At 40.7% G+C, this 13,926-nt stretch carries 13 protein-coding genes; 11 read left to right on the top strand and 2 right to left on the bottom strand.

All coding sequences use genetic code 11. The features are described from left to right. The first annotated feature begins 22 nt into the window (after positions 1–22). The 5 genes from AC1DO4_RS15250 to AC1DO4_RS15230 all read left to right on the top strand — a co-directional run bounded on the left by AC1DO4_RS15250 (position 23) and on the right by AC1DO4_RS15230 (position 5,411). Entirely contained in the window at positions 23–1,261 is a 1,239-nt protein-coding gene (locus tag AC1DO4_RS15250) for a PP2C family protein-serine/threonine phosphatase (protein WP_477417253.1), read from the top strand. 288 nt (positions 1,262–1,549) lie between these two features. Further along, positions 1,550–2,146 (top strand): ribonuclease HII, encoded by a 597-nt coding sequence (locus AC1DO4_RS15245; protein WP_477417383.1) that lies wholly within the window; start codon positions 1,550–1,552, stop codon positions 2,144–2,146. A 55-nt stretch (positions 2,147–2,201) separates the two neighbouring features. Further along, complete coding sequence (locus AC1DO4_RS15240) at positions 2,202–3,449, top strand: glycosyltransferase family 4 protein (RefSeq protein ID WP_477417251.1); 1,248 nt, start codon at positions 2,202–2,204, stop codon at positions 3,447–3,449. Between the two features lie 59 nt (positions 3,450–3,508). Next, positions 3,509–4,591, top strand: coding sequence for a glycine cleavage system aminomethyltransferase GcvT (gene gcvT / locus AC1DO4_RS15235; RefSeq protein WP_477417249.1), 1,083 nt, complete (start codon positions 3,509–3,511; stop codon positions 4,589–4,591). A 67-nt stretch (positions 4,592–4,658) separates the two neighbouring features. Continuing rightward, complete coding sequence (locus AC1DO4_RS15230; protein WP_477417247.1) at positions 4,659–5,411, top strand: 2-phosphosulfolactate phosphatase; 753 nt, start codon at positions 4,659–4,661, stop codon at positions 5,409–5,411. 47 nt (positions 5,412–5,458) lie between these two features. Here AC1DO4_RS15230 and AC1DO4_RS15225 read toward each other — a convergent pair whose 3' ends face one another. Further along, complete coding sequence (locus tag AC1DO4_RS15225; RefSeq protein WP_477417245.1) at positions 5,459–6,313, bottom strand: DUF4349 domain-containing protein; 855 nt, start codon at positions 6,311–6,313, stop codon at positions 5,459–5,461. A gap of 120 nt (positions 6,314–6,433) precedes the next feature. Beyond that, on the bottom strand, positions 6,434–6,760 hold the full coding sequence (locus AC1DO4_RS15220; RefSeq protein ID WP_091156906.1) for a nucleotide pyrophosphohydrolase: 327 nt from the start codon (positions 6,758–6,760) through the stop codon (positions 6,434–6,436). 378 nt (positions 6,761–7,138) lie between these two features. Here AC1DO4_RS15220 and dtd point away from each other — a divergent pair, with 378 nt between their 5' ends. The 6 genes from dtd to AC1DO4_RS15190 all read left to right on the top strand — a co-directional run bounded on the left by dtd (position 7,139) and on the right by AC1DO4_RS15190 (position 13,875). Continuing rightward, on the top strand, positions 7,139–7,591 hold the full coding sequence (gene dtd, locus AC1DO4_RS15215; RefSeq protein ID WP_477417243.1) for a D-aminoacyl-tRNA deacylase: 453 nt from the start codon (positions 7,139–7,141) through the stop codon (positions 7,589–7,591). A 138-nt stretch (positions 7,592–7,729) separates the two neighbouring features. Continuing rightward, positions 7,730–8,104 (top strand): GxxExxY protein, encoded by a 375-nt coding sequence (locus AC1DO4_RS15210; RefSeq protein ID WP_477417241.1) that lies wholly within the window; start codon positions 7,730–7,732, stop codon positions 8,102–8,104. A gap of 187 nt (positions 8,105–8,291) precedes the next feature. Further along, complete coding sequence (locus AC1DO4_RS15205; protein WP_477417239.1) at positions 8,292–9,527, top strand: cystathionine gamma-synthase family protein; 1,236 nt, start codon at positions 8,292–8,294, stop codon at positions 9,525–9,527. A 49-nt stretch (positions 9,528–9,576) separates the two neighbouring features. Continuing rightward, positions 9,577–10,620 (top strand): hypothetical protein, encoded by a 1,044-nt coding sequence (locus AC1DO4_RS15200; RefSeq protein WP_477417237.1) that lies wholly within the window; start codon positions 9,577–9,579, stop codon positions 10,618–10,620. Beyond that, positions 10,583–12,973 (top strand): hypothetical protein, encoded by a 2,391-nt coding sequence (locus AC1DO4_RS15195; protein WP_477417235.1) that lies wholly within the window; start codon positions 10,583–10,585, stop codon positions 12,971–12,973. Before AC1DO4_RS15200 ends, AC1DO4_RS15195 begins: the two co-directional genes overlap by 38 nt. Positions 12,974–13,074: 101 nt before the next feature. Next, on the top strand, positions 13,075–13,875 hold the full coding sequence (locus AC1DO4_RS15190; RefSeq protein ID WP_477417233.1) for a helix-turn-helix domain-containing protein: 801 nt from the start codon (positions 13,075–13,077) through the stop codon (positions 13,873–13,875). The last annotated feature ends 51 nt before the right edge of the window (positions 13,876–13,926 follow it).

Here is a 13,926-nt window from a genome sequence, read left to right as displayed (position 1 = left end):
TTAGTCAGCGTACTAACAACAAATGCAATATATAGACGATAGTTCTGGCGAAGACGAATTAATCAGGCTGTTGCTGAAGCGACAATCAGAGTTAAACTCATTATTGGAGATAACCAGGGCCATTAATAAAAACACCGCCACTCCCATACTTATTCAAATGCTTGAGGTTATCCTGCAAAATTACCTGCAGGTGGGCAAATTGCGTTTCCTTATTGAAAAAGAGGGTAAGTTTGTGTGTATCTCAAAATATGGCGGCGATTTGGAATCGTCAATGGCTTTGAGCAAGGCATGCAATAAATTAAGTCGGGTAAAATCACCTATCGCGATAGCCGACCATATAGATCTTCTCTTACGCAAGTACAATTATTTTATCCCTATATACCATAAAAGCCGGGCATTGGCCTATGCCCTTATAGGCGATTTTGATACATCCGGCGAGATGTTGGGCAACGATCTTAACTTCATTCAAACCCTGATGAATGTGATAGTTGTGGCCCTGGAGAATAAAAAGCTATTTCGCGAACGCTTACAGTCCGAACGTTTTCAGCGCGAAATGGAGCTGGCGGTTGAGGTGCAAAACATGTTGATTCCACTAAAATTCCAAAAGGATGATAGTGTGGAAATTGGTGCAAAGTATTTACCACATCAAAACATCGGCGGCGATTATTTTGATTTTATCCGCCTGAACGAAAATGAATTTTTGTGGTGCATCGCCGATGTATCTGGCAAAGGAATCTCGGCCGCGTTGCTGATGGCCAACTTCCAGGCGAGCTTACATGCCTGGGCAGCGGTGGAGGGCGACCTGACCAATATTATCGACCGCCTTAATAAAATAGTACTCAATAATACCAAAGGCGAGCGCTTTATAACGCTTTTCCTGGCCCGTTATAATCAAAAGAAACGCAAGCTTAATTATATTAATGCAGGCCATAATCCAACCATCCTGTACTCCGATGGAGAGGCCATACCATTAAAACTGGGCACTACCATGATAGGTGTTTTTGAAGAACTCCCTTTTTTAAATGAAGGTGAAATTGATATGGAGCCGGGCAGCCTTATTGTAAATTACACCGATGGCCTGATGGATTTTGAATCTACCAGCCATAAGGTTTGGAACGAGGAAAAACTGCTTGATTTTGTAAAAGCCCACGGCAACCTATCGCCCGATAATTTTAACGGCGCCCTTTTAGATCATTTGAACCTGGTGCACAAAAGCAAACCGATAGATGACATCACCCTGCTTACCTTAAGGATCTTTTAAATACACACTAATTCCCGCTAATTTTTTCGAATTGCACGAATTTTAGGGTTAAATTCTCATTTAAACCTTTTGCTAAACGTTTAAATGCTGGCGTTCTTTTGTCTTGTTGCCCGACACTAACTACTTGATACCGCGTAAGCTTACGTAAAATTAAAGGGCGGCTAAAAGATGCAATCATGCCAAACCTTCGGACTGCAAGCCCGCGGGAGAAAAGAGGGTAAGCCCGGTACTTCTACTGTCTTGATACCTGATACTAACTACCTGATACTTCTTCTTATATTTGCACAGATGTTAGCAGCCAGGTACCAATATGAATTGATTGAAGCAGGATGCGACGAAGCTGGTCGCGGTTGCCTTGCCGGGCCTGTATTTGCTGCAGCCGTTATACTTCCCCATGATTTCGACCACCATATATTGAACGACTCGAAGCAGGTACCAGAGGAAATAAGGTATCAGTTACGTGCAGAGATTGAGAAAAAAGCTATAGCTTTTGCTATTGCATCGGCCGATAATTTTGAGATAGACGAGATCAATATCCTCAATGCATCTTTCCTGGCTATGCACCGCGCCATCAAAAAATTGCATATCGCCCCGCAGTTTTTAATCATTGATGGCAACAGGTTTAAAAAATATCCAAACACCCCGCATGAATGTATCATTAAGGGCGATGGCAAGTATTTCAGCATTGCTGCGGCATCTATATTAGCTAAAACCTACCGTGATGACTATATGCTGCAAATTGCTGCCGAGCACCCGGAGTATGATTGGCATAGCAACAAAGGCTATCCAACCATAAAACACCGCGAAACGGTCTTGAAAATTGGCTTTACGCCATATCATCGTAAAACTTTCAGGGTAAGCGATCCGCAGCTAAGTATTTTTTAAAGATACTTTGATAACCACTTTCTGGATGGTATTTTTGTGACAAACCATCAATCATTTGAAAATTCTTATTTTAACACATCGTGTCCCATTTCCGCAAAATGGCGGGTATGCCATAGTGGTGTGCAATACCATTAAAGGATTGATTGCGTTAGGGCACAGTGTATCGCTGGTATCATTAAATGCGCAAAACTACAATGGCAACTCCCACCCAAAAGATGAGCTGCAGGATAAAATAAATTATACCTCGTACAAAATCAACATCAACATATCTATGGTTGATGCGGTAGTGAACCTGTTTAATAAAAAATCAAATAATGTTGATCGCTTTTATGATGCCGAATTTGAAAAGCTACTGATCCGCGAATTGAAGAACACTGCATATGATGTTATTCAGTTCGAAGGTCTATTTGTTACCCCCTACCTGGCATCTATACGCAGGTTTTCTAAAGCGAAGCTTATTTATCGCTCGCATAATATTGAACACCAGGTTTGGCAAAGGCTGGCCCAGCAAAAAAGCGATCTGTTTAAAAAATGGTACCTGCGCATGCTGGCCAAACGCATTAAAGATTACGAACTAGAGCAGCTTAATAAATTTGATGCCATAGCGGTATTTACATCCGAAGATAAGATCACCATCCTATCCTATGGAACCACCATCCCGGTAGAGATCTTCCCGGTTGGTATCGATTTAACCCGTTACAACCCTGATTTAAGTAAAACCGAATTCCCGAGCCTTTTTTTCCTCGGATCATTGGATTGGCTGCCCAACCGTGAAGGAATAGAGTGGTTTATTGATAATTTTTATAAGGACCTGACCGAAGGCGATCTGCGCGTTAAATTTTACGTGGCAGGCCATAATATCCCCGAGCGTTATGATGACTATGAGGTGATGGGCAAAATATTTATCCAGGGCGAAGTTGATGATGCCTTTGAGTTTGTAAACAGTAAAGCCATAATGATAGTTCCGCTTTTGTCAAGCGGGGGGATGCGGGTGAAGATTGTAGAAGGCATGGCTATGCAAAAATGCATCATATCTACCTCGTTAGGGGCCGAGGGCATCAACTTTACCAATGGAGCCAATATTATGATTGCTAATAACCAACAGGAGTTTTACGAAGCGATTGAACGCTGTATTACCGATGAGGACTTTTGCTGTAATATAGGTTTAAACGCCCGTAAACTGGTAGAGCAGCAACATGATGTAAACAAAGTAACCAGGGGGCTGGTTAAGTTTTATCAGAATTTGGGCGCATCCCCGGAAAAAATGGTTGCAAAAAAGTCTCCCCAGCCAGGAGAGATTTAACGGCTACCGCTTATTTCCCCCGGGAAATAATTACTTTTGCGGCTTATTATACAGTTTGCATGAAGAATACTGCTTTAACCGATATCCATATAAAAACGGGCGCCAAAATGGTACCCTTTGCCGGCTACAACATGCCCGTACAATATGCAGGCATAAATGCCGAACACGAAACCGTACGCAAGGCTGTTGGTGTGTTTGACGTGAGCCATATGGGCGAATTTATTTTGAAAGGCGATAACGCGCTCGACCTGATACAAAGGGTTACCAGTAACGACGCTTCAAAACTGTACGATGGCAAAGTACAATACTCATGCCTGCCAAATGAGGATGGTGGTATAGTTGACGATTTGCTGGTTTATCGTATTGACGAGAAAACCTACATGCTGGTGGTTAACGCATCAAATATTGATAAGGACTGGAACTGGATCTCAAAATTTAATACCACGGACGTTGATATGAAAAACATATCCGATCGTACCTCGCTGCTGGCCATTCAGGGCCCTAAAGCTGCCGAGGCCCTGCAAAGCCTTACCGATATTGACCTGGTATCGATGGAATACTACACTTTTAAAAAAGGAACATTTGCCGGTGTTGATAATGTGCTGATCTCGGCCACAGGTTATACAGGCGCAGGCGGCTTTGAAATTTATTTCGAAAATCAATATGCAGAGCAGATCTGGGATGCAATTTTCAAGGCAGGCGAACCATTGGGCATAAAACCAATTGGTTTGGGCGCCCGCGATACCTTACGTTTAGAAATGGGTTTTTGCCTGTACGGTAACGATATTGATGATACTACTTCGCCTTTAGAGGCCGGCCTGGGCTGGGTAACCAAATTCAATAAAGATTTTACCAATGCCGGGGCGCTGCAAGAGCAAAAACAAACAGGTGTAAGCAAAAAGCTGGTAGGTTTTGAAATGATAGATCGTGGTATCCCTCGTCATGATTACCCTATTGTTGATGCTGATGGAAATAACATAGGCAAGGTAACATCAGGCACACAATCCTACTCGCTGCAAAAAGCCATAGGCCTGGGCTATGTAAAAACCGAATTTGCCAAAGAAGACACCGAAATTTACATCAGCATAAGGGATAACAAGGTAAAAGCAAAGGTTGTAAAACCGCCTTTTTATAAAGCTTAAGCCCCCTAACCCCCTGAAGGGGGAACTATAAACAATAGTTTCTCTTTCAATCATTAATTTAAAAACTATGTCAAATAATACCGATACCCAAACTCCCCCTTCAGGGGTCCGGGGGGCACACGTTTGCCTTACCCCTGCTTTAATACCGCTCTTCAAAGTTGAAGAGCACATTGTAGTGGTTATTGATATTTTCAGGGCAACATCATCTATATGTTATGGTATTGAAAATGGTGCTGAGGCTATTATCCCGGTATCACAGGTTGAGGAGTGTTCCGCGTATAGAGAGAAAGGGCTGGATTACCTTTTGGCAGCAGAACGCGACGGAAAAGTAGTTGATGGTTTTGATTTTGGTAATTCGCCATTCTCCTACGCTGCCGAAAAAGTAGCCGGAAAAACCATAGTGCTTACTACCACCAACGGTACCCATGCGCTGCATTTATCGCGCGCGGCCAAAAGAATTGTAATTGGCTCGTTCCTTAACCTTACCGCGCTTAGCAACTGGTTAAAAACGCAGGACGAAAACATATTGCTGGTATGCGCGGGCTGGAAAAACAATTTCAACCTGGAGGATACCCTGTTTGCCGGTGCCGTTATTGAACAATTAAAATTAAACGGCTTTGAGCTGGACGATGCCGCCATCGCCGCAAACGACCTTTACCAGTTAGGCAGGCACAACATTAACGATTACCTTAAAAAAACATCCCACGGCGAGCGAATGAAAAAATTAGGCATCGAAAAAGATATTGAGTTTTGCCTGCAGGTTGATATTACCACCGCTATCCCGGTTTTGGATGGTGAACGATTGGTGAAATTAAAGTAAGTTATATTCAATGAAAACATCATGGCAGTTGCAGAAGAAGGCAGAACTTACGCTGCCTTCTTCGCCTTTTTCCTTCTCCACCTTATAAATATCCAATAAAAAATAATAGCTATAAATATAATGGGCCAAAACATCACTGTGCTAAAAAACAGGCTTTGCAGTATGTTCCAACCATCATAAACAGCGGTTTTAAATTTATAACTAAATGCCTCATCGGCAATTTGAGCTGTTTGTTTATTGTAAAAAACAATATCCAGCGAACTATAGGCAACCTGCCTGCTCAAATAATTCAATTGTCCCTGGGTCGATTCTATATCGGTACGGATCTCGGAAAGCTTATCTTCTATCTGTAAAAGGTCGCTTGTTTTGGTCGATTTCTTTAGTAACTCCAGGTAACGGCCTTCAAGCAGTTGCTTGTTTTTAAGCTGGGTAGCAATATCAATAAACTCAGTAGTAACATCTCTCCTGCGAATACTTTTGGTGTCGATATGGTCTGCATCGGCAGATAATGCCTCCAGGAACGTGTCGAAATTTTTGGAGGGGATCCGAATTTTCAGATCATATTCTTTCTGATTGTTATCACTATTTGTAGTTTCATTTTCTTCGGCAACATACCCGCCAAAGCTTTTTAATGAACTAACTATTTTTTCCCTGGTGGCTTTCAGATTCCCCGCCTGGAAACGGATCTCGCCCTCCTTAATTATCTTTTTAGATGTGTCAACGGTTTCTTTGCTATCAGGCGCTTTTTTGTCATAGGCATTTTCATAAGCGGTTTTGCTTTGGTTTACTGATGGTTTGGGGGCCATCATCATATCCACTGCCACTTCTTTCAGTTTTACATCTTTATGTCCACAGGCAGAAAAAGCCAATAATAAAGTAAATGAAATGAGATAAATTTTCATAATAAGGTAATTTAGTTATTGAGAATAAACGAAACCCGCCTTATTATATTATGCAAATTTAAAATAAACAAAATTTAATTTTGTTTATTTTAAAAAACCCATGCATAATTTCAAAAAACATCATTTCAGCTTCTCATTATTTTTGTGCCGGTCGGCATCACGGATGCTTTTCTTTTCCATATTTTTTTCCAGCGCATCCGTAAGGTCGATACCGGTTTGGTTAGCCAGGCATATGAGCACAAACAGCACATCTGCCATTTCATCAGCCAGGTTAACCTCCGTATCCGATTTTTTGAATGACTGCTCACCATACTGCCTTGCCATAATGCGGGCCACCTCGCCCACTTCCTCCATCAAAATAGCCGTATTGGTAAGCTCATTAAAATACCTGATACCCATGGTATTTATCCACTTATCTACAAGATGCTGCGCTTCTTTAATTTCCATAACACGTATTTAAATAAACACGAATTTCACAAATTAAATCGAATTGTCCCGAACGTTATGAAACACGAATGCTATAAACACAAATTTCACAAATGGAGCGAATTGCCACGAATCAATTCGGATGGATTTTTCGAATTAAAGGGGGAGATTACACGAATTTTAAATAAAGACGAATGTCACGAATTAATTCGAATTGACACAAATCTGATTGGTAAAAGGCTTTACTGACACGAATTTTAATTATTGGGCGAATTGGTACGGTTCTGAGTTCAGGGCTTCAGGTAAAATGGGGGGTGGTTTTTATTCGCTACTAATCCGCTTGAATTCGTGAAATTCGATCCAATTTGTGAAATTCGTGTCCATAAAATTCATGTCTATATGAGAGCAGTATTACAACGGGTTATCGAAGCAAGTTGCAAAGTTGATGGCCGGGTTACCGGGCAAATAGGCGCCGGTTTTTTGGTATTGCTGGGGATTGAGGATGCAGATGCCGAAGACGACCTAAACTGGCTGGCCAATAAAATTGCCGGTATGCGTGTTTTTGGTGATGAGAATGATTTGATGAATAAAGCATTGGCTGATATTAATGGGGATATCCTGCTAATATCGCAGTTCACGCTGTTTGCTCAAACCAAAAAAGGAAACCGCCCATCATTTATTCGCGCCGCCAAACCCGATAAGGCAATACCTATGTATGAACAGATGATAAAAACACTGGAAATTATCACGGGTAAAAAAGTAGCTACCGGGATTTTTGGGGCCGATATGAAGATTAGTTTAGTGAATGATGGGCCGGTGACTATTGTAATGGATACAAAGGATAAAGAATAGACACGAATTTCACGAATGGAATAAACACGAATTTTCACTGATTTAGGCGAATTTCACGAATTTATTTATCGCTGGGTTAGTGAAAATTAGATTCAATTAGTGAAATTCGTGTATAATAGTAAATTCGTGTATAATTATATGGCTGAAATACTATTCAAGAATGAATCTTTTAAAATAATTGGCGCTTGTTTTGAAGTTCATAAGATATTGGGTCATGGATTTAAGGAAGCTGTTTATAAAGATGCCCTGGAGTTTGAGTTTAAACGATTAGGTCTCCCATTCGAGAAAGAGAAACCATATTCCATTATCTACAAAGAGCAAAAACTCAAACACTTTTTTGTTGCAGATTTTGTATTATATAACACGATCATCCTTGAAATTAAAACAGGAAACTATATCGGTGATCCCCATATTAAACAAACTCTCAACTATTTAAAAGCCTCGGGCTTAAGATTAGGTATTGTAATAAATTTCGGCTCCCCCTCGGTAGAATATCAAAGAGTAATCATATAATATCCCCTTTAATTCGAAAAATCCATCCGAATTGATTTGTGTCAATTCGTTCCCATTCGTGAAATTCGTGTCCATAAAATTCGTATCCATAAGATTTGTGTCAATTCGATCCAATTCGTGAAATTCGTGTGCATAAAAATCCTTAAGTTCGCAACCGCTATTATTTTATTTTACTAATAGGTTCACAATGACGACTAAAAGAGGCTTTACAACTATCCTGCTACACTCCGACCGCTTAGGCAAGCCTGAGCACGGTTCTTTACATAAACCCGTTCATACTTCGGTTACTTACGGGCATGAGGATGTGCAGGACCTGGTAGATATTTTCCAGAACAAAAAGAAAGGTTACGCATACTCACGCCAGGGCAACCCTACAGTTACCGCGCTGGAGCATAAAGTAACCCAGATGGAAAAAGGCTTATCCTCTGTTGCGTTTTCAACCGGCATGGCAGCTATTTCGGCTACCATAATGGCGCTTATTAAGCATGGGGACCATATTGTTGCCAGCTCATTCCTGTTCGGAAACAGCCGCAGCATCTTTCAAACTTATATCGATATGGGTTTGGATATCACTTTTGTTGATGCTACCGATGCTGAAAATGTGCGCGGCGAAATTAAAGATAACACCAAGCTTGTTTTTGTTGAAACAATAGCCAACCCAGCTACACAAATAGCCGATCTGGAAAGCATTGGCGAAATTTGCCAGCAAAAAGGCATTTTATATGTGGTTGATAATACCATGACCTCGCCTTACCTGTTTAATCCCATTGATGTTAAAGCCAGCCTGGTTATCAACTCATTAACCAAATACATTGGCGGCCATGGCGATGCCCTGGGCGGCAGTGTTACCGATACCGGTTTATTTGACTGGAGTGTATACCCCAATATTTTCCCCGGCTTTAAAACCCAGGTAAAACCCGAAGCCCTGGGCATGACACAGGTACGTAAGAAAGGTTTACGTGATGCCGGCGGTACATTATCGCCAGAAGCTGCTCACTCTATCTCTGTAGGATCAGAAACCCTGGCCTTACGTTTAGAACGGGCCTGCAACAACGCGCTGGCATTGGCTACTTATTTTGAAAGCCATCCAAAAATAAAAAAGGTGTTCTATCCCGGATTGGAAAACCATCCGCAGCATGATAGGGCCGCAAAACTATTTAGCAAATTTGGCGGATTGATGAGCATCGAACTGGATGAAAGCATTGATTGCCTTGCTTTTTTAAACAAGCTGCAGCTTGTAGTAAAATCAAGTAACCTGGGCGATACCCGTACGCTTGCCATCCCGGTAGCGCAAACCATATTTTTTGAGCTCGGCGCCGAAAGACGGGCCGAAATGGGTATTCCCGAAACCATGATTCGCCTGTCGATTGGTATTGAAGATTTGGATGATCTGGTAGAAGATTTTAAGACGGCTTTGGAGTAAAAAAAAGAATAAAAATTAAGATAAAACTTTCAAAAATTGAGAAAAGGGGATGAAAAATCGAGAAAAAACTTCATTCCTCTTTCTTTTGATCTTTGCTCTTTGTTTCTTTTGTTCTTGCCATCATGATCGGGTTGTAAACACTTCCTTTTACTATTGGAAAACCGTTTACAAAACCAACAAAACCGAGCAAAACTATCTGCATCATTTTAAAACGCAAAAACTATATGTGCGGATAATGGATGTGGATACCGATGAGAACAGCAAATTACCTGTACCTATTTCCCCGGTTACTTTTCCATCTAAGTTGCCCGATACCGTTGCCATTGTGCCGGTGGTTTTTATTGTCAACAGCATCCTTAAAAATATCAGCCATTTACAACTTGACGACCTTGCCGGCAAGATCGGCAACTTTGTAGATGGCAAAATTCACCAGGCCGGCAAATACACATTTGATGAGATCCAGTTTGATTGCGACTGGACAACATCAACCCGCGAGAATTACTTTTACCTGCTCAAAAAGCTGCAACAGGTACCCTATCTCAAAAGCAGGCAATTCTCGGTTACTTTAAGACTGCATCAAATAAAAAATCAAAAAGGCAGTGGCATTCCCCCGGTTGACCGCGTAATGCTCATGTGTTATAATATGGGTAACCTGCGTAAATACGGGCATCAAAATTCTATATTGGAGATAAGCGAAATAAAGAAATACATAAACGAAAATATTACCGCTTATCCGCTCCCGGTTGATATTGGTTTACCACTTTTTAGCTGGGCTGTGGCGTTCCGTAACCAGCAATATATTGGCATTGCAAAAAGATTATCAATTAACGATTTGCTTAACAAAAATCAGTTTATATTTATAGAAAATAATATTTACCGAGCCAAAACAGAGTTACCCGATCATGGTTTAAAAGCCAATGACGAAGTGCGTTGGGAAACAATTCCGGCCGGGGATTTACAGGCCACAGCCGCTTATTTATCACCATTGATAAAGGCCGATACCGTAAATGTTATTTATTTTCATCTGGATGAGCCTGTAATAAAAACCTATACCTATGCCGATCTTGAAAAAACTGATCATATTTTTCGTTAGCCTTACCGCCTGCTTTTTTATCGGGATAATTATTGACCTGGCTTGTGGCCCGGAACCCGATCCGTATGATTATTACTCGTCGTTTTTTCATAACACCATACAGGATAATCAGGGGTACAGACCTTTTTACTTCAATGGGTTATTATACCTAAATGACGATAAAAACCCGGCAGACGAGGGCGACATCAACAGTAAAGAATGGGCCATATATTTAGGCAAGGAGGTGTTGACGAAGGATGTAAGGCTGGCGATGTATGATTTGCCACACAAAACCGACTCGGCCTTATTATTAAACTATTTAAAACCAGGCGGCATGCTGCCAGATAGCCTGCGTAAGAACACATTTTTGAGGGCAATGGTATCTGGCAGGCATAACAGCGCTCTGCAATACTATCGCTTTGCAAAAAGCAGCGAACCCTTTGTAAACCAATTTTACGGTGATAGGTGGAACCCCAAACAACCGGATGCCGGATTGTTGATTAATAAACAAAAAGAGGCTTTGCAAAAAGCGGCTACCGAAAAAGATAGTTTTATAAAGCTGCGTTACTATTACCAGGCCCAGCGTTTAATGCGCTATGCCGGTAAACCCAGGGAGGCAAATGCCATTTATGATAAATATATAGCGAATGCAAAATCGAAAAGTCATGTAATGGGCTGGGCCCTTTCATTAAGGGCCGGAGCCGAAAATAATCTGGCAAAATCGGCATACCTGTTTTCGAAAGTGTTTGCCAATTATCCCGAGCGACGGATCCAGGCATTTCACGACTTTAGCAGCATTCATGAAAAACTTGAAAATATCCTGAAGTATGCCAAAACGGGCGATGAAAAGGCATTTGTTTATGCCATAAGAGGTTTTCATGTACCCCGGGTTAGCCTTTCGGCCTTAGAAAATATTTACCGATGCCAGCCCAGATCGCCGTTAATAAAAGTGCTGCTGGTAAGGGAGATTAATAAAATTGAGGAAAGCTACTTATCGGGCAGGTTGAATAAAACAAACTGGCAAAATCCATATAGTTATCTGCAACCTTATGTAGGCGAAGACAGCACAATAAGAAAACAAAGAGCCTATATTCCTAAACTAAGACTTTTTTGCAATAAACTTGTTTCAACACAACCGGTTTTAAGCAAGCTAACTTTGGCCTACCTGTCATGGATACAAGATGACAATAGCAGTGGATTTAAAACATTGGCAGAAATTGGTAATAGAAAACTTAAGCCGGAACTGGAAGATCAAAGGCAAATAATTAAGCTTTTGCTGCTATCTCAAAAAATAAAAAAACTAAATCAAATAAATGAGCCCGAACTGGTATCCTCATTAACCTGGCTAAACAAGAAGGTTAAATATGAAGCCCGAACAATCAAACCCAAATATGAAAACTATTATTGGGATGACTACGACGAAAGAAACTACTCAGCATCGTCCCGTGATTTTTATGCCATGGTGTTAGCCCCGGCTTATTTAAAGCAAAAAGATACGGCCATGGCCGCGCTTGCTATGCTTAAAAGCAAGTTAACTATTATCCCTACCGCTCCCGAGTATAGGCGAATGGCATTGGGCTTTAACCTGCCCGATCTTTTACAGCGCAAAATCCACTCCTATGATGTGGTTAAAGTGATTAACTGGAGTAAAAACACTGCCAAAACCTTTTATATCAAGCTGCTTACTTCCGATATTGACCGGGATATAACTCATAATCTTTATGACCTTTTGGGGACAACTTACCTTCGTGAACACCGCTACAACGCCGCGATAAAAGCATTTAAAAAAATCCCCGAAAAAAAATTAAAACTGGCGCCGCACAACTGGGATACTGAGTTACGTTCAAACCCGTTTCTTGACCGCCTGCATGACTTTCCTAAAAAATATGATTCTATCTCGGCAAAGGGGTATACCAAATTGCAATTTGCAAAGCGAATGGCCAAACTGCAAAAGTTAGTACGTGCCGATCCTAAAAACGCGTCGCGGTATTATTACATAATGGCTACAGGTTTATACAGCACATCTTTTTACGGCAATGCCTGGTATTACATCTCTTATACCAACACCTCCTATGACCGCGACCGTAAACCCGGCGAATATTACGATGCCGATTTTTTAAGCACCTCCAATGCTCAAAATTATTTTTTAAAAGCCCGTGCGTTAAGCAATAATAAAGAGTTTAGAGCCCGATGTACCTTTATGGCAGCCAAGTGTCATCAAAAACAAACTAATGACTTTGCCGATGGTCCCGGCATGCGGCACGATCCTTATTTTAGAGAGTTACAAAAGCACTATCAAAAAACTTCTTTTTATAAAATAGCCATAAATGAGTGTAGTTATTTCAGAGATTTTATAAGGGGAAGTAAAAAGTAAGATGAGCTGATAGATGCTAACCGAATGCATGACTTGCCCGGATGTAGGTGGAAGATTTTAGGAACGTTGGAGTAGATAGTTTTAATTACTACATTGCTATAATGTTTAACTACGCAGAAATAGCAACAGATATCAGCGTTAAATCATATATCCGTAAATTCTGGATAGTTAATAACCTGCATAACCCTCTTTTTACAGATGGGTTATACGCATTACCAAACGGCAGCTTCACATTGGCTTTTATTAGCGGAAACGGGGCCTTTATAGAAACAGGCAGCAATGAAGTTAATTTAAAACCAGGCATTTACTTTGTTGGACAGATAACACAAAGAATAAAATTAAGTATCAATCCGTTTTCAAAAGCTATAATGGCCCAGGTATCTCCGTGGGCTGCTTCGTTATTTACGCAATGCCCGCAAAATGAATTAACAGATCAGATTACTGAAGTTAAACTGCTTAACAAAAAGCTGTATGAGGTATTAAATAACCTGGATATTACAGATGGTACCGTATTAATCAAAGCCATATACAGCGTAATTGAAAAGGATTTATCAGGCAGTTACGATACAGCTATGATTAAAACTGTTTTTAACCTTTTTAATAGCAGTTTAACTCATTCGCCATTAAAAATGATTGATTTATCCGCGCAGGTTGGCTTTTCTAAAAGACATATCGAAAAAAAGTTTAAACTATATGTGGGTCTGTCGCCCAAGGAGACTTATTCTATATTAAAGATCAGGTCTTTAATAAATGAATTGGGTGCAAAGCAATCACTAACCAACCTGGCATTTRGATATGGCTATTATGATCAGTCGCACTTTATTAAAAGTTACACTACGATAATGGAAAGCTCCCCGGCTAAGTTTAATAAAACCGACTATATTTTACCATTTAAATTTTAGGCGTTCGCTTTTATACTATTTTCAGGCATCTTATCTTATTATTTTTGAATC

The sequence above is a fragment of the Mucilaginibacter sp. P5_A6 genome, assembly GCF_056400585.1.
This window is presented reverse-complemented; position numbering and strand designations above follow the sequence as displayed.